At 71.1% G+C, this 15642-nt stretch carries 15 protein-coding genes; 6 read left to right on the top strand and 9 right to left on the bottom strand.

All coding sequences use genetic code 11. The annotated features are described in order from the left end of the window. Nucleotides 1–54: 54 nt before the first annotated feature. Entirely contained in the window at nt 55–498 is a 444-nt protein-coding gene (mce, locus tag ABZW30_RS14625) for a methylmalonyl-CoA epimerase (RefSeq protein WP_355671530.1), read from the bottom strand. Between the two features lie 246 nt (nt 499–744). Here mce and ABZW30_RS14620 point away from each other — a divergent pair, with 246 nt between their 5' ends. Further along, entirely contained in the window at nt 745–1938 is a 1194-nt protein-coding gene (locus tag ABZW30_RS14620; RefSeq protein ID WP_355671448.1) for an acetyl-CoA C-acetyltransferase, read from the top strand. A 118-nt stretch (nt 1939–2056) separates the two neighbouring features. Then, nucleotides 2057–3016 carry a methylmalonyl Co-A mutase-associated GTPase MeaB gene (gene meaB, locus ABZW30_RS14615; RefSeq protein ID WP_355671447.1) on the top strand — a complete coding sequence of 320 codons (960 nt, stop codon included), beginning with the start codon at nt 2057–2059 and terminating at the stop codon, nt 3014–3016. 216 nt (nt 3017–3232) lie between these two features. Here meaB and ABZW30_RS14610 read toward each other — a convergent pair whose 3' ends face one another. The 5 genes from ABZW30_RS14610 to ABZW30_RS14590 form a co-directional block, all read right to left on the bottom strand. Further along, complete coding sequence (locus ABZW30_RS14610; protein ID WP_355671446.1) at nt 3233–3748, bottom strand: MarR family transcriptional regulator; 516 nt, start codon at nt 3746–3748, stop codon at nt 3233–3235. Between the two features lie 40 nt (nt 3749–3788). Next, complete coding sequence (locus ABZW30_RS14605) at nt 3789–4775, bottom strand: AIM24 family protein (protein ID WP_355671445.1); 987 nt, start codon at nt 4773–4775, stop codon at nt 3789–3791. Further along, nucleotides 4775–5425: an AIM24 family protein gene (locus ABZW30_RS14600; protein WP_355671444.1), complete on the bottom strand. Its 651-nt coding sequence runs from the start codon at nt 5423–5425 to the stop codon at nt 4775–4777. The genes ABZW30_RS14605 and ABZW30_RS14600 overlap by 1 nt, the downstream gene beginning before the upstream one ends. After that, nucleotides 5425–6063 (bottom strand): AIM24 family protein, encoded by a 639-nt coding sequence (locus ABZW30_RS14595; RefSeq protein WP_355671443.1) that lies wholly within the window; start codon nt 6061–6063, stop codon nt 5425–5427. The genes ABZW30_RS14600 and ABZW30_RS14595 overlap by 1 nt, the downstream gene beginning before the upstream one ends. Nucleotides 6064–6144: 81 nt before the next feature. Further along, nucleotides 6145–6942, bottom strand: coding sequence for a DUF2127 domain-containing protein (locus ABZW30_RS14590; RefSeq protein ID WP_355671442.1), 798 nt, complete (start codon nt 6940–6942; stop codon nt 6145–6147). 287 nt (nt 6943–7229) lie between these two features. Between ABZW30_RS14590 and ABZW30_RS14585 the strand changes: the two genes are divergently transcribed. Then, nucleotides 7230–7550, top strand: coding sequence for a DUF3817 domain-containing protein (locus tag ABZW30_RS14585; protein WP_355671529.1), 321 nt, complete (start codon nt 7230–7232; stop codon nt 7548–7550). Nucleotides 7551–7665: 115 nt separating this feature from the next. Here the strand turns inward: ABZW30_RS14585 and ABZW30_RS14580 are convergent, their stop codons facing one another. Both ABZW30_RS14580 and ABZW30_RS14575 read right to left on the bottom strand, forming a co-directional pair. After that, entirely contained in the window at nt 7666–9294 is a 1629-nt protein-coding gene (locus ABZW30_RS14580; RefSeq protein WP_355671441.1) for a M4 family metallopeptidase, read from the bottom strand. 471 nt (nt 9295–9765) lie between these two features. After that, a complete protein-coding gene (locus tag ABZW30_RS14575) occupies nt 9766–11394 on the bottom strand; it encodes a M4 family metallopeptidase (RefSeq protein WP_355671440.1) in 1629 nt (542 codons plus the stop codon). Between the two features lie 497 nt (nt 11395–11891). Here ABZW30_RS14575 and ABZW30_RS14570 point away from each other — a divergent pair, with 497 nt between their 5' ends. The 3 genes from ABZW30_RS14570 (at nt 11892) to ABZW30_RS14560 (ending at nt 14728) form a co-directional block, all read left to right on the top strand. Continuing rightward, nucleotides 11892–12428, top strand: a complete 537-nt coding sequence (locus tag ABZW30_RS14570) for a MarR family transcriptional regulator (RefSeq protein ID WP_355671439.1) — start codon at nt 11892–11894, stop codon at nt 12426–12428. 76 nt (nt 12429–12504) lie between these two features. Continuing rightward, nucleotides 12505–12843, top strand: coding sequence for a DUF3817 domain-containing protein (locus tag ABZW30_RS14565; RefSeq protein WP_355671438.1), 339 nt, complete (start codon nt 12505–12507; stop codon nt 12841–12843). A gap of 199 nt (nt 12844–13042) precedes the next feature. After that, on the top strand, nt 13043–14728 hold the full coding sequence (locus ABZW30_RS14560; protein ID WP_355671437.1) for a methylmalonyl-CoA mutase family protein: 1686 nt from the start codon (nt 13043–13045) through the stop codon (nt 14726–14728). 89 nt (nt 14729–14817) lie between these two features. Here ABZW30_RS14560 and ABZW30_RS14555 read toward each other — a convergent pair whose 3' ends face one another. Next, nucleotides 14818–15369: a TetR/AcrR family transcriptional regulator gene (locus ABZW30_RS14555; RefSeq protein ID WP_355671528.1), complete on the bottom strand. Its 552-nt coding sequence runs from the start codon at nt 15367–15369 to the stop codon at nt 14818–14820. Between the last annotated feature and the right edge of the window lie 273 nt (nt 15370–15642).

The following is a 15642-nucleotide window of genomic DNA, read 5'->3' as shown; positions in this document are numbered from 1 at the left end:
GCCGCCCCGGGGCGGGCGGCACCGCGCGGGCTCATCAGTGCCCTTCGTGGGGTCTCAATGCCCGTCGTGGGCGCCCGGATCGGCCGAGGTGACCAGCTCGGTCAGCACGCCGCCGCAGTCCTTGGGGTGCAGGAAAGTGATCCGCGAGCCCATCGAGCCGATCCGCGGCTGCTCGTAGAGGACCCGGACGCCCTTGCCCCGGATGGCCTCGGCGTCGCCGTCGACGTCGGCGGTGCCGAAGGCGATGTGGTGCACGCCCTCGCCGTTCTTCTCCAGCCACTTGGCGACGGTGGAGTCCGGCCGGGTGGGCTCCAGCAGCTGGAGGTACGAGGCGCCGCCGTCGTCCGTCCCGTTGATCCGGAGCATGGCCTCGCGGACGCCCTGCTCTTCGTTGACCTCGCTGTGGAACACCTCGAAGCCGTAGGTGGCGCGGTAGAACTCGACCGTCTTGTCGAGGTCTCGGCAGGCGATGCCGATGTGGTCGATACGGGTCAGCACGGCGACCTCCGGGGCAGGTAGGGATGAAGGTGGCACCCAGTGCAGCGTACGGGCCTCAAGCCGCGCCAGCGCCCAGGATGCGAGCCTGCTCACACGGGGCAGGGTTCACCCGGATCGTGTTGACACGGTGTTGACTGGATGGTGCCAGTGCGCTCGATCACACCGTCGCTCCGGTGACGGGCGGAAAACAGGTCAGTACATTGAGCGCATCCTCACCTGGCCACGACGTGCGAAGGGGCCCGTCCCATGACCAACACCACCTCTGTGATCGTCGCCGGTGCGCGGACCCCGATGGGTCGCCTGCTCGGCTCTCTCAAGGGCTTCTCCGGTGCCGAGCTCGGCGGCTTCGCGATCAAGGGCGCGCTGGAGCGGGCCGGGATCACGGGTGACCAGGTCCAGTACGTGATCATGGGCCAGGTGCTGCAGGCCGGCGCCGGTCAGATCCCGGCCCGTCAGGCCGCCGTCAAGGCCGGCATCCCGATGAACGTCCCGGCGCTGACCATCAACAAGGTCTGCCTCTCCGGCCTGGACGCCATCGCGCTGGCCGACCAGCTGATCCGGGCCGGCGAGTTCGACATCGTCGTGGCCGGCGGCCAGGAGTCGATGACCAACGCCCCGCACCTGCTGCCGAAGTCCCGCGAGGGCTTCAAGTACGGCGCGATCGGGATGCTCGACGCGATGGCCCACGACGGCCTGACCGACGCTTACGAGAACATCCCGATGGGCGAGTCCACCGAGAAGCACAACACCCGCCTGGGCATCGCCCGCGAGGTCCAGGACGAGATCGCCGCCGCCTCGCACCAGCGGGCCGCCAAGGCGCAGGCCGACGGCGTCTTCGACGCCGAGATCGTCCCGGTCGCCATCCCGCAGCGCAGGGGCGAGCCGGTGCTGTTCAGCCAGGACGAGGGCATCCGCGCCGACACCACCGTCGAGGGCCTGGCCAAGCTCCGCCCGGCCTTCACCAAGGACGGCACCATCACCGCCGGCACCTCCTCGCAGATCTCCGACGGCGCCGCCGCCGTGGTCGTGATGAGCAAGGCCAAGGCCGAGGAGCTGGGCCTGACCTGGATCGCCGAGATCGGCGCCCACGGCAACGTGGCCGGCCCGGACAACTCGCTGCAGTCGCAGCCGTCCAACGCGATCAAGCACGCGCTGTCCAAGGAGGGTCTGGAGGTCTCCGACCTCGATCTGATCGAGATCAACGAGGCCTTCGCGGCCGTCGCCCACCAGTCGATGAAGGACCTGGGCGTCTCCGCCGACATCGTCAACGTCAACGGCGGCGCGATCGCCCTCGGCCACCCGATCGGCATGTCCGGCGCCCGCGTGGTGCTGACCCTGGCGCTGGAGCTGCAGCGCCGCGGCGGCGGCGTCGGCGCGGCCGCGCTGTGCGGCGGCGGCGGCCAGGGCGACGCGCTGATCGTGCGCGTGCCGAAGGCCTGATCGCTGACCTGACTTCCGGGGCTGCGGACCGCCACGAGTGGTCCGCAGCCCCTTCGGCATCTGCCGACTACCGCCGGCACGTGCCGACATCCGCCGGCATCTGCGCAAGGAGATCCCCATGATCGATGTCGCCACGCTGGTCGAGCAGGCCCGGGAGGGCCGGCCGCGGGCGGTCGCCCGGCTGATCACGCTGGTCGAGAACGCCGCCCCGCAGCTGCGGGAGGCGATGGCCGCGCTCGCGCCGTACACCGGGCAGGCCTACACGGTGGGCCTGACCGGCTCGCCCGGGGTCGGCAAGTCCACGTCCACCTCGGCGCTGGTGTCCGCCTACCGGCGGCTCGGCAAGCGGGTCGGGGTACTGGCCGTCGACCCGTCCTCGCCGTTCTCCGGCGGGGCGCTGCTGGGCGACCGGGTCCGGATGCAGGACCACGCGACCGACCCCGAGGTGTTCATCCGCTCGATGGCCACCCGCGGCCACCTCGGCGGGCTGTCCTGGGCGGCGCCGCAGGCGCTGCGGGTGCTGGACGCGGCCGGTTGCGAGGTGATCCTGGTCGAGACCGTCGGCGTGGGGCAGTCCGAGGTCGAGATCGCCGCCCAGGCCGACACCGCCGTGGTGCTGCTGGCCCCCGGAATGGGCGACGGAATCCAGGCCGCCAAGGCGGGCATCCTGGAGATCGGCGACGTCTTCGTGGTCAACAAGGCCGACCGGGACGGCGCCGACGCCACCGCCCGGGAGCTCAACCACATGCTGGGCCTCGGCGAGGCCCGGGAGGCGGGGGACTGGCGCCCGCCGATCGTCAAGACCGTCGCGGCCCGCGGCGAGGGCGTGGACGAGGTGGTCGAGGCGCTGGAGAAGCACCGCGCCTGGCTGGAGGAGCACGGCGAGCTGGCGGCGCGCCGCCGCCGCAGGGCCGCCCAGGAGATCGAGGCGATCGCGCTGGCCGAGCTGCGCGCCCGGATCGGCGACCTCTCCGGGGACCGCCACCTGGTCGGGCTGGCCGAGCGGGTGGTCGCGGGCGAACTGGACCCGTACGGGGCGGCCGACGAACTGGTGGCCGGTCTGACGCAGAGCATCTGAGGCAGAGCATCTGAGGCAGAGCCGAGTGCGGCAGCCCGCCCGGTGATCCGCCTCCTCTGATCGCCCCCGTCGTCGCTTCGGCATGACCGAAGCGACGACGGCGTCGTCCGGGCTCTCTGCGCAGGGAGTCGGTCAGGTCGACTTCCTGCGCAGGGGGCCCGCGATGCGTTCCGCCCCGCCGCGATCACGATCGCGGCGGAGGGAAACAGCGGTTGCCTAGGAGCGGCCGCGCAGGCCGCGGAGGTGTTCGGCGACCGGGGCCAGCGCCGCGTACATGGCGTCCAGCTGTTCCGGGGTGAAGCGGTCGATGAAGTGCGCCCGGACGCTGCGGACGTGGTCCGGGGCGACCTGCTGCATGGTCTCCCAGCCCTGTTCGGTGAGGTGGGCGTAGAGGCCGCGGCGGTCGCCGGGGCACTCCTGGCGCAGCACCAGGCCGGCGTTCTCCATCCTGGTGATCTGGTGGGAGAGGCGGCTCTTGGACTGCAGGGTGGCGGTCGCGAGGTCGGTCATCCGCATCCGGTGGTCGGGGGCCTCGGAGAGGACGACCAGGATCTCGTAGTCGTTGATCGCCAGGTTGTGGGGCTGGAGTTCGCGGCTGAGCTGGTACTCCAGCAGCTTGGCGACCTCCAGATGGGCGCGCCACATCCGCTGCTCCCTGGCGGTCAGCCAGGGAGTCTCCTCCTCGGGTGGCGACGGAGGGCTGTCCGCAGTGTCGATCGTGTGCGCATCCATGGGGCTCAGCATAGCCGACTTAGTTCAATCTTGTACAAGTTTACAGGCCGAAACGCCGTCCGAGTTCGCCCAGGTTACCGAGGCCCGGCGCGTTGGGGTTCCCGCCGGCGTGGGCCTGCTGGACGGGCACCCCGCCGACCGGGACGCCCGCCTCGGCGTCCACCACGCCGACCGACCGCTCGGCCAGCAGCTTCTCGCTGGACTGGATCAGCACCTGCCCGGCGCCGATGAACTCGAACTGGTGCTCCTCGCCGGAGGCGCCGCCGATGCCGGTCAGTCGCCGCAGCCCGCCGACCACCCCGTGCAGGTACTCGTGGTCGTAGTGGTGGCACGGCGCCGGGCAGTCCGCCCAGCCGACCAGCGCCTGCGGGTCCACCCGGATCGGCGGCTCGACGAAGTGCACCGGCCCGTTGGAGGCGGCGACGAAGCGGCCGGTGCCGATCAGGGTCAGGAAGCCCGGGATGATCGACTGCTTGAGCCGCAGCGTCGGGTCGAAGGCGAGCAGGTTGCCGGAGCGGACGGTCAGGTTGCCGTCGTCCAGGTCGTACGAGTTGAGGTCGAAGGCGCGGTCGGCCAGCAGCAGCTTGCCGGTGCCCTGGGCGACCACCCAGTCCGTCGCGTGCAGCGGGGAGTTGAAGTGCTGCCCGAGCGCTCGGTCGATCATCCCGGCGCCGACGCCGCGGAAGGTGATGTCGCCGTAGTAGGCGACCATCTTGCCCTTCTGCAGGAAGTAGGAGCCGTTCAGGTCGACCGCGAAGGCGTACGGGTTGACGTTGTCGTTGGCCGGCAGGGTGTACGCGTCGTACACCACCGGTCCCTCGCCGCCGTGGGTGGTCGGCAGTGGTGCCTGCGCGCCGCCGAACCGCTCCTCGGCGTAAGCCCGCTGAGGGGGCTGCGGCGGGTACGCGGGCGGCGGGTAGCCCTGCGGCGGGCCGTAGTTCGGCGGGACCGGCGGCACCGCGAAGCCCGGCTGGGTCGGCTGGTCGTGCGGCGACTGCCCGTACGGCGGCTGCGGCGGGTGGGACATCAGAGCTTCTCCTCGCTCGCCTGGACGTACACCGCGCCCTGTCCGGACAGCTCCAGCTGGAACGCCTCGCCGGAGCCGCGGCCGATCATCTCGCGCCAGCCGATCGCCGTGGACAGCTTGTTGCGCACCTCGCCGCGGTGTGCCACGTACGCCTGCGGGTCGACGTGCACCGGCCGGTCCGGGGTGATCGGCAGCTCGAAGACGCCGCCGTGGGCCATCACCGCGACCGAGCCGTGGCCCTCCAGCCGGGTGGTGAACAGGCCCTGCCCGCTGACCTGGCCGCGGACCATGCCCATCACCCCGCCCTGGGAGCCCAGGAACACGGTGGACTGGCGCAGCGTGCCCTCGAAGGCGAGCAGCCGGTCCGCCTCGACGAACAGGGTGTCGCCGACCAGGTCGATCACCTGGACGTGGTGGCCGCCGTGGCCGAACATCACCCGACCGTGGCCCTCGACGGTCATCAGCGGGGTGTCCTCGTTGGCGACCCGGCGGCCGATCATCGACATCACCCCGCCCTGGCCGCCGGTGATGTTCGGGGTGAACCGGACGTCGCCGGTGTACGCGATCATCGCGCCGCGCTGGCTGAACAGCCGCTGCCCGGGCACCACCCGGGCCTCGACCAGCTTGCCGTTAATCCGGGTGAAGCCCATCAGACGTCACCCCCGATGGTGACCTTCTCCGAGGGCTGGACGTACACCAGGCCCTCGCCGGTGAACTCGATCTGGACGGCCTCGCCGCCGCCCTCGCCGATCACCGTGGTCCAGCCCGCGCCGGACTTGAGGCTGCGGTGCAGGCTGCCGGTGTGCGCGAGGTAGGCGCCCGGGTCGACCCGCAGCGGCATGTCCTTGCCGACCCGCAGGATGACGGCGGGCCCGTTGGAGGTGACGGCGGCCCAGCCGTGGCCCTCCACCTTGGTGGTGAAGAGGCCGTTGCCGGAGGAGACGCCGTTCAGCCCGGTGAAGCTGGTGCCGGTGTGCAGGCCGGCCTCCGTGCAGAGCAGGTTGTCCGACTCGACGTAGAGCGCCTCGCCGCTCAGTCGGACCAGGTTGATCTCGGTGGCCTGGTCGGCGAAGTAGCAGGTGCCCTGCCCCTTCACCTCCATGACGGTCATCCGCTCGCCGGTGAGTCTGCGGGCGACCATGCCGCGCAGTCCGTCCCCGCCGCCGGTCAGCTTCTTGAAGGTCATCCGGCCGGTGTAGGCGACCATCGAGCCGTGCCGGGCCTTGACGGCGTCGCCGGCCAACTCGACGGCGAGCACCCGCGATCCCTGGAGTCTGAACTGTGCCACGGCCGCAATCTAGCTTTTGCGGGCGCGGGGCGGGGACGAACTGGTACGTGTCCGGGACAAACCCGGCGACGAACGCGCCGGTCAGGCGCGGGCGTGCGCCCCGTGGCCGTGGTGCGGGACGGTGCCGGCCGCCTCCTCGACCTCCAGCAGCGAGGCCGAGTGGCGCTCCGCCTCGAAGGCCACCACGCCGCCGCGCAGGCCGAACAGACGCTTGGAAAGCATGATCCAGAGCACCGCCGCGAGGTTCAGGGCCAGGGTGCAGATCTTCACCGCGCTGACGTGCTCGTGCAGCTCGTAGCCCTCCAGCGGCAGGAAGGCCGCGGTGGCGACCACGGTGAGGTACTCGGCCCAGCGCTTGTTCAGCCAGAGGCCGACCGCCTCGACGATCTCGATCAGCGCGTAGGCCACCAGCGCGCCCGCGACGATCAGCAGGGTCTTCTTCTGGTAGCCGAAGGTCTTGCGGATCGTGTCGACGATCGGGGCGTGGTCGAGGTCCCAGTGGAAGTGGTCGGCGACCGGCTTGAAGACCGTGAGGTCCTGGTCGAAGACCTTCTGCACGGCCTCCTGGCTGTTGGAGAACTTCCAGACGCCCCAGGCCATCAGGATGATGATGACGCCGCGCAGCACGCGCTCGACGGCCAGGAAGCGCAGGATGAAGAGGTCCCGCAGGGCCTTGCCGCGCGGCACCAGCGGGGCGTTCGCGGCCGGGCCGGAGCCGTGCGGGGCGCCCAGCGCGAAGTCCCCGCAGCGCAGGCAGCGCCAGGCGTCGCCGACGGCGGTGGCGGCGTGCAGCCGGGAGGCCAGCTCGGGCTCGGTCGGCGCGTAGGTGATGTGCCCGCGCTTGGCGCAGGTCCTGCGGTCCCAGTCCCGCTTGAACATGGTGTGGCCACCCCCGTGTGCGATGTGTTCCGCGCCCGGATCGGTGGGCGCGCGGGCAAGAGGATAGGGGGTACGGGCGACGGTTCGTCGCACTCGGCCGCGAATCCGGCGCACAGCTGTGACATCGCGGGCGTGTCGGGAGCGCTCGTGGGGCGGCCGCTGTGAGATCGGGCACGGTGGCCACCCCCGGTCCGGGGCTCGGACCTGTGCTCGGTGATAATGGCCGGAAGGCTTGTGAGTCGCTTCACAAGCGCCCCCGCGCCTTCGACCCCCGTATTGAGGTATCCATCGTGAACAGCAGCGCCGTCCACCGCCTGCGCCTGGTCTCCGCTCCCGAGGGGATCTCCTTCATCCTGCTGCTGATCTGCTCGGTGCTGAAGCGGACCACGTCCTTCGACGCCGTGCCGGTGATGGGCATGGTCCACGGCATCCTGTTCATCCTGTACGCGATCTTCTGGATCCAGGCCTGGCAGGCGCAGAAGTGGGACGCCAAGCGCGGCGTCCTGCTGTTCGTGCTCTCGGTGCTGCCGTTCGGCGGCTTCGTCGCCGAGCGGATGCTCGGCCGCGAGGAGCGCGGGGAGCTGGAGCCCGCCGCCGCCACCGCCTGACGCGAACGCGTGGACGGTCGACAGGCTGCCACGGCCTCCTCTCCCAAAGGGCCGCGGCAGCCTGTCGCCGTTTCTTACCGGGAGTGGTCCAGGACGGGCCCCGGGCCCCAGGGCCCTAGCTGACGTTCACCCCGCTCCAGGCCGCGGCCACCGCCTTGTACTCGGCGCTGGTCGCGCCGTACAGGTCGGAGGCGGCCTTCAGGGTCGCGGTGCGGGCGGCCTTGTAGTTGGTGGCGGAGGTGAAGTAGACGGTCAGCGCGCGGTACCAGATCGCGGCCGCCTTGTCCCGCCCGATGCCGGTCACCTTCGAGCCGTTCGAGGTCGGGCTGTTGTAGTTGTAGCCGTTGATGCTCTTGGCGCCGCTGCCCTCGGAGAGCAGGTAGAAGAAGTGGTTGGCGACGCCGGACGAGTAGTGGACGTCCAGGTTGCCGACGCCGGAGGACCAGGAGTCCGCGGACTTGCCGTCCAGGGAGGGCTTGTCCATGTAGCGCAGCGGCTTGCCGTTGCCGAAGAGGTTGAGCTTCTCGCCGATCCAGTAGTTCGGCGGGTTCGCCGGCAGGTTGGCGTACCACTCGACCATGGTGCCGAAGATGTCCGAGGTGGCCTCGTTGAGGCCGCCGGACTCACCGGAGTAGATCAGTCCGGCGGTGGCGGAGGTGACGCCGTGGGTCATCTCGTGGCCGGAGACGTCGATGGCGGTCAGCGGGTGGGTGTTGCCGGAGCCGTCGCCGTACGTCATGCAGAAGCAGGAGTCGTTCCAGAACGCGTTGACGTAGTTGGAGCCGTAGTGCACCCGGCTGGTGGCGCCCACGCCGTTGTTCTTGATGCCGTTGCGGTTGAACGTCTTCTTGTAGTAGTCCCAGGTGGCCGCCGCGCCGAACTGGGCGTCCACGGCGGCGGATTGGCGGTTGGAGGCCAGGCCGTTGCCCCAGCTGTTGCTGGTGCCGGTGAAGAGCGAGCCGCTGCCCGAGGTGGCGCCCTTCAGGTCGGTGGTGGACTGGCCGCCCCGGGTGGCGTCCTTGAGCGAGTAGGTCGAGCCGCTCTGGGTGGTGGTGAGCGTGACGGTGCCGACGTTGACGCCCTTGCCGGTGCCGGTCGCGGTCTCGAACTCCTCGTGGGTGGAGAGCAGTTCGCCGGTCGCCGCGTCGGTGACCACCTGCTGGCTGCTCGGGGTGCCGTCGGCCCGCTCGCCGCGCACCACCGTGCGGTGGGCCAGGCGCGGGCTGCCGTCGGTGGCCCAGACCACCAGCTCGGCGGCGCCGGCGCCGTCCACCCGGCTGAGCGCCGGCTCGTCCTCGTCGGCGGCCAGGCCCACGGTCGCCCGCACCGCGGCGGTGGCCTGCTCGGCCGCCTGGTCGGCGGTCAGGCCCGGGATCGCGGCGGGTAGTGCCAGTCGGCCGGCGAAGGCGCGGTCCACCGAGCTCACCGAGCCGTCGGGGCGCTGGTGGACGACCAGGTCGCCGCCGAGCACCGGCAGGCCGGCGTAGGTCCGCTCGTAGCGCAGGTGCCGCGTGCCGTCGGCGTCGACCACGGCGTCCTTGACCACCAGCCGTTCCTGGTCGCCGAGGGCCAGCTGCCGGGCGAGCGGGGCGCTCTGGGCGGTGGCCAGCGCGAGCGGCGCGGCGGACGACTGGTCGGGCGCGGGGACGGCGGCCTGGGCGGCGGGGAGGGCGGCGATCTGGACGACGCCGGCCAGCAGGGCGGTGGCGGAGAGTACGGCCGGGAGGGTCAGCTTTCGCTTCACGTGCGGGGGTTCCTTCCACGAGACCCGCGCTTTCCTGCGGGTGCGCCGCGTACCGGGGCGCCGGGGTTGGCGCCGTTGGGGCGGTAGGGCGCGGACGTGCCGCTCCCGTGCGGATTCTGACGTGCCGCCGGATGGGTGGGGGTGGCGGGACGTCGGACGGAGGCTTGGTCAGAAGCATGACAATCCGTGGCGGTGAAGGACAGGGCGCCGCCGGGGATTGGCCAGGAGTCGCCAGCGCCGGTACGGATGGTTCGGCTGCCGCCCATTGCCCGGAATCCGCGGTTCGTCCCGCTGGCGGGACTCCGCCAGCCGGCCGGCCTTGACGGCCTCCGGGGCCGGCGGAGTCCCGGGCTCGGGGTGGGCGGCGCCCTGGGCATGGGGGCGCGCGGCGCCCTGGCGTGGGCATGGGCGGACGCCCGGGGCCTACCCTCCGATGAGGCCCCGGGCGTCCTGCTCGCCGTGCGCCGTACGTCAGTTGACGTTCACGGCGCTCCAGGTGGCGGCGACGGCGTTGTACTCGGCGCTGGAGGCGCCGTACAGGTCGGCCGCGGCCTTGAGGGTGCCGGTGCGGGCCGCCGCGTAGTTGGTGGTGGAGGTGAAGTAGGTGGTCAGCGCCTTGTACCAGATCTGTGCGGCCTTGTCCCGACCGATGCCGGCGAGGGTGGAGCCGTTGTACGTCGGGCTGTTGTAGCTGACGCCGTTGATGCTCTTGGCGCCGCTGCCCTCGGAGAGCAGGTAGAAGAAGTGGTTGGCCACGCCCGAGGAGTAGTGGACGTCCAGGCCGCCGACCGAGGAGGACCAGTAGTCGGCCGAGCGGCCGTCCTTGGACGGCTGGTCCATGTAGCGCAGCGGCTTGCCGTCACCGTTGATGTTGATCTGCTCGCCGATCAGGTAGTCCGGCTTGTCGGCGGGCAGGTTGGCGTACCACTCGACCATGGTGCCGAAGATGTCCGAGGTGGCCTCGTTGAGGCCGCCGGACTCGCCGGAGTAGTTGAGGCCCGCGGTGGCGGAGGTGACGCCGTGGGTCATCTCGTGGCCGGCCACGTCCAGCGCGGTCAGCGGGTGGGTGTTGCTCGCGCCGTCGCCGTACGTCATGCAGAAGCAGCTGTCGCTCCAGAACGCGTTGACGTAGTTGGAGCCGTAGTGGACCCGGCTGGTGGCGCCCACGCCGTCGTTCTTGATGCCGTTGCGGCCGAAGGTGTTCTTGTAGAAGTCCCAGGTGGCCGCGGCGCCGTACTGGGCGTCCACGGCGGCGGACTCCGGGTTGGAGACCAGGCCGTTGCCGAAGGAGTCGGTGGTGTTGGCGACCAGGGTGCCGGAGCCGGAGGTCCTGTTCTTCAGGTTGAAGGTGGACTGGCCGCCGCGGGTGGCGTCCTTCAGCTGGTACGCGGAGCCGCTCTGGGCGGTGGTCAGCGGGACGCTGCCGACGAAGACGCCCTTGCCGGTGCCGGAGGCGGTCTGCACCTGCTCGTGGGTGGAGAGCACCTGGCCGGTGGCCGCGTCGGTGACCAGCAGCTGGCTGCTCGGGGTGCCGTCGGCGCGCAGGCCCTCGACGGTGGTGCGGTAGGCCAGGCGCGGGTTGCCGTCGGTGGCCCAGACGACCAGCTCGGCCTGGCCGGCCTGGTGCACCTCGGTCAGCGGGGACTCGTCCTCGTCGACGGTGATGCCGACGGTGGACTGCACGGTGCCGGTCGCCTGGGCGGCGGCCTTGTCCGCCGGGATCTGCGGGGTGAGGCTCGGCAGGGCGAGCTGCGCGCCGACGGCCTTGTCCACGGCGGTGGTCGAGCCGTCCGCCTTCTGGTGCACCACCAGGTCTCCGCCCAGGACGGGCAGTCCGGCGAAGGTGCGCTCGTAGCGGAAGTGGCGGGAGCCGTCGGCGTCCACCACGACGTCCTTGGCCACCAGCTGCTCCTGGCCGCCCAGGGCCAGGGCGTGCGCCACCTTGCCCGCCTGGCCGTTGGCCAGGGCGATCAGGTCGGCGCGCTGCTGCGCGGTCCGGGAGTGCGGGGCGGGATCCGCCTGGGCGGCGCTGACCTGGACGACGCCGGTGAGCAGGGCGGTGGCGGAGAGTACGGCGACTGCGGCGAGCTTTCGCTTCACGGACGAGTCCTTCCGGGAAACCGCGTGTGGGCGCGGTCGCACCTCGTTCCGGGGGCCGGGGTCGGCACCTGAGGGGCGGAACGGGCGCTGACGTGCGAGGACCCCGAGCGGTCGGGCGGCTGCCACCTGTCGGGTGGGGGTGGTGGCTGTCGAACGGGGTTGGCGGAAAGCATGACAATCGAGCAAATCAAATGACAGGTCTTCTTCATGAATTGGCCAAGTCCCGCCAAGAAAGGAGAATGTGAACGGAAGGACAAAGGGGACCTTTTGCCCGGTCTTTCAGCGGGTTACGGTCCGAACCGGGGCCTGATAGCGCGGTGTTGGGTCCTTCGGTGGTCAACCCCCGTACGCCGGAACGCTGTTGCCGCGCGTTCACACCGGCGCAATGTCGAGGTATGGACCTGGCCGTCCGGTTGGCGGGATCCCGCCACGCGTCGCACTTGTCCACCATCAGGACGGCTGGTAGCACACGTCCCGTCCGCCGGTACGGTAAGGAGGTGGCCAAGCCCCTCGCTCTCGACTTCGACCCGATCGCCCGCGCCGACGAACTGTGGGCCCGTCGCTGGGGCGCCGTGCCCTCGATGGCGGCGATCACCTCGATCATGCGCGCCCACCAGATCCTGCTCTCCAGGGTCGACGCGGTGCTCAAGCCGTACGGGCTGACCTTCGCCCGGTACGAGGCGCTGGTGCTGTTGACCTTCAGCCGGACCGGCGAGCTCTCGCTGTCCAAGATCGGCGAGCGGCTGATGGTCCACCCGACGAGCGTCACCAACACCGTCGACCGGCTGGAGCGGGCCGGCCTGGTCGCCCGCCGCCCCAACCCGCTGGACGGCCGCGGGGTGCTCGCCTCGATCACCCGGCGCGGCCGCGAGGTGGTCGAGGAGGCCACCCGGGAGCTGATGGCGATGGAGTTCGGGCTGGAGGAGTACGGCCCCGAGCAGTGCCGCCAGGTGTTCGAGCTCCTCAAGCCGTTGCGGATCGCGGCCGGGGACTTCACCGAGCCGGGCGAGGGGGCTGCGAAGGGGCGGCCGTGAGGACGGCTACCCTCGTGGGAGCGGTGCGCGGATCCGGGCGTACCGGCCGAAACTGCCGAGCGAGGCGAGGAAGAGTATGAAGGCGACCCCCCTGCTGGGCTGGTACCGCGGCCTGGCCATTGCGACCGGTGTGGCACTGCTGGTGTTCTGCGGATTCATGGTGGCGAAGTACGGCTTCGACACGGCCGCGGACGTGACCACCTACGTCGCGATGCTGCACGGCTACCTCTACATCGGGTACTTCATCGTGACCTTCCTGCTCGGGCAGAAGCTGAAGTGGCCGCTCGGCCGGCTGGTGCTGACCCTGGCGGCGGGCTGCATCCCCTTCCTCTCCTTCGTCTTCGAGCGCCGGGTGGCCCGCGAGGCCGCCGAACGCCTCCCGGCGGGCGACGCCCGCCAGCCGGCCGGCGTCTGAGTCGAGAAGCTCCGCGAGAGCGCTCCTTCCCTGATCAGGGGGAGGGGCGCTCTCGGCGTTTTCGGGGCGGTCGTCCATCGGTGCGCGCCCCTTGCCCACTGCCATCGACAACTGCTAGGACGTCCGAGTAAATTAGTAGGACGTCCTAATAGCTGTGCCGCCCGGTGCCGTGGCGGCCGTACGGAGCGGAGTTCGGCCCATGGACGCCGAGGAGATCGAGCGCGGACGGCAGCGCTGGCAGCAGCGGTACGACAAGGCCCGCAAGCGGGACGCGGACTTCACCACCCTCTCCGGCGACGAGGTCGAGCCGGTGTACGGGCCCGCCCCCGGGCAGGCCGTCGAGGGCTTCGAGCGGATCGGCTGGCCGGGCGAGTACCCGTTCACCCGTGGGCTGCACCCCACCGGCTACCGGGGCCGCACTTGGACCATCCGCCAGTTCGCCGGCTTCGGCAACGCGCAGCAGACCAACGAGCGCTACCGGATGATCCTGGACGCGGGCGGCGGCGGCCTCTCGGTCGCCTTCGACATGCCCACCCTGATGGGCTACGACTCCGACGACCCCAAGTCGCTCGGCGAGGTCGGTCACTGCGGCGTGGCCATCGACTCGGCCGCCGACATGGAGGTGCTGTTCAACGGCATCCCGCTCGGCGAGGTCACCACCTCGATGACGATCAGCGGCCCGGCCGTCCCGATCTTCTGCATGTACCTGGTCGCCGCCGAGCGCCAGGGCGTCGACCCGGCGGTGCTCAACGGCACCCTGCAGACGGACATCTTCAAGGAGTACATCGCCCAGAAGGAGTGGCTCTTCGCCCCCGAGCCGCACCTGCGCCTGATCGGCGACCTGATGGAGCACTGCGCCAAGGGCATCCCGGCGTACAAGCCGCTGTCCGTCTCCGGTTACCACATCCGCGAGGCCGGGGCGACGGCCGCGCAGGAGCTGGCGTACACCCTCGCGGACGGCTTCGCCTACGTCGAGCTGGGCCTGTCCCGAGGCCTGGACGTGGACGTCTTCGCACCCGGTCTGTCCTTCTTCTTCGACGCGCACCTGGACTTCTTCGAGGAGATCGCCAAGTTCCGCGCCGCGCGCCGGATCTGGGCCCGCTGGATGCGCGACCGCTTCGGCGCCAAGACCGACAAGGCGCAGTGGCTGCGCTTCCACACCCAGACCGCCGGCGTCTCGCTCACCGCGCAGCAGCCGTACAACAACGTGGTGCGCACCGCCGTCGAGGCGCTCTCCGCGGTGCTCGGCGGCACCAACTCGCTGCACACCAACGCGCTGGACGAGACCCTGGCGCTGCCCTCCGAGCAGGCCGCCGAGATCGCGCTGCGCACCCAGCAGGTGCTGATGGAGGAGACCGGCGTCACCAACGTGGCCGACCCGCTGGGCGGTTCGTGGTACGTCGAGGCGCTGACCGACCGGATCGAGCAGCAGGCCGAGGCGATCTTCCAGCGGATCCTCGACAAGGGCCGCGAGGACCACGAGATCGGCCCGATCACCGCCGGCATCCTGCGCGGCATCGAGGAGGGCTGGTTCACCGGCGAGATCGCCGAGGCGGCCTTCCAGTACCAGCAGTCGGTGGAGAAGGGCGAGAAGCGCGTGGTCGGCGTCAACTGCCACCCGCGCAGCGTCACCCCCGACCTGGAGATCCTGCGGGTCAGCCACGAGGTCGAGCGCGAGCAGGTGCGCGTGCTGGGCGAGCGCAAGGCGGCCCGGGACGAGGCCGCGGTGCGCGCCGGGCTGGACGCCATGCTGGCGGCGGCCCGCTCGGGCGAGTCGATGATCCCGCCGATGCTGGACGCGGTGCGCGCCGAGGCGACCCTCGGCGAGATCTGCAACGCGCTGCGGCAGGAGTGGGGCACGTACCAGGAGAACGCGGCGTTCTGACCGTCCTGACCGTCTCCTGACCGTCCGAGCCGACGGGTGAGGCGGCGAAGCCGCCGTACGGGGTTCCGTACGGCGGCTTCGGCATGCCCTCAGCCGGTGGTGAGCGGCCCGAGCAGCAGGTCGGTGAAGCGGCGGGTCCACGCCGGGGTGATCGGCTCGCCGCTGACCAGGACGCGGTGCTCGACCGTGCCGGCGATGGTGTCGAAGATGATGTCGACCTCCTCGCGGGCCGACTCGGCGTCGGTGTCCGGCTCCAGTTCGCCGCGCGCCTGGGCGGCTGCCCGGCCCTGCCGGACCAGCCGCTTCTGCGGGTCCACGATCGCCTCGCGGATCCGGCGGCGCAGCTGCGGGTCGCGGGTGCCCTCGGCGAACAGCGCGAGCAGCGAGGCCTGGGTCTCCGGGCGGGCCAGCAGGTCGGCGAACTGGCCGACCACGGCCTCGATGTCGTCCCGCAGGTTACCCAGGTCGGGCATCACGAGTTCGTGGAAGAGGCTGGCGACGGCGTCCACCACGAGCTCGTTCTTGGACGGCCAGCGGCGGTAGAGGGTGGTCTTGGCGACCCCGGCCCGGGTGGCCACGTGGCCCATGGTCAGTCCGCCCCAGCCGAGTTCGGCGAGGGCTTCGCGGGTGGCGTCGAGGATCGCGAGGTCGGCGGCGGCGCTGCGCGGGCGGCCCTTGGCCCGGAACGCGTTCGCCCCCTCCTGGACTGTGCCGCCCCGGACTGTGCTGTCCGGGACTGTGCTGTCCGGGCTCGCGGAGGGCTGGGCGGCCGGCACCGGGTCTCCTTGCGCTTTACTGGTAAGTAACTTGGGTGGGGCAGGTAACGGTAGCGACTGTTCGTCGATTCGGGCAGTCGGGCGGACCGGGAAAGTGGGGCAGGTCACGTCCTCGAACCGCCGGTTGGGCTTGCGGCC

Source organism: Kitasatospora sp. NPDC004669 (assembly GCF_040609455.1).
Classification (GTDB): Bacteria; Actinomycetota; Actinomycetes; order Streptomycetales; family Streptomycetaceae; genus Kitasatospora.
This window is presented reverse-complemented; position numbering and strand designations above follow the sequence as displayed.

Bases quoted from the DNA above. Each gene is read 5' to 3' on its own strand.
- ABZW30_RS14565 (WP_355671438.1), top strand. From the start codon at position 12,505: ATGAAGGCGACCCCCCTGCTGGGCTGGTACCGCGGCCTGGCCATTGCG.
- ABZW30_RS14560 (WP_355671437.1), top strand. From the start codon at position 13,043: ATGGACGCCGAGGAGATCGAGCGCGGACGGCAGCGCTGGCAGCAGCGG.
- meaB (WP_355671447.1), top strand. From the start codon at position 2,057: ATGATCGATGTCGCCACGCTGGTCGAGCAGGCCCGGGAGGGCCGGCCG.
- ABZW30_RS14605 (WP_355671445.1), bottom strand. From the start codon at position 4,775: ATGTCCCACCCGCCGCAGCCGCCGTACGGGCAGTCGCCGCACGACCAG.
- ABZW30_RS14590 (WP_355671442.1), bottom strand. From the start codon at position 6,942: ATGTTCAAGCGGGACTGGGACCGCAGGACCTGCGCCAAGCGCGGGCAC.
- ABZW30_RS14620 (WP_355671448.1), top strand. From the start codon at position 745: ATGACCAACACCACCTCTGTGATCGTCGCCGGTGCGCGGACCCCGATG.
- ABZW30_RS14600 (WP_355671444.1), bottom strand. From the start codon at position 5,425: ATGGGCTTCACCCGGATTAACGGCAAGCTGGTCGAGGCCCGGGTGGTG.
- ABZW30_RS14610 (WP_355671446.1), bottom strand. From the start codon at position 3,748: ATGGATGCGCACACGATCGACACTGCGGACAGCCCTCCGTCGCCACCC.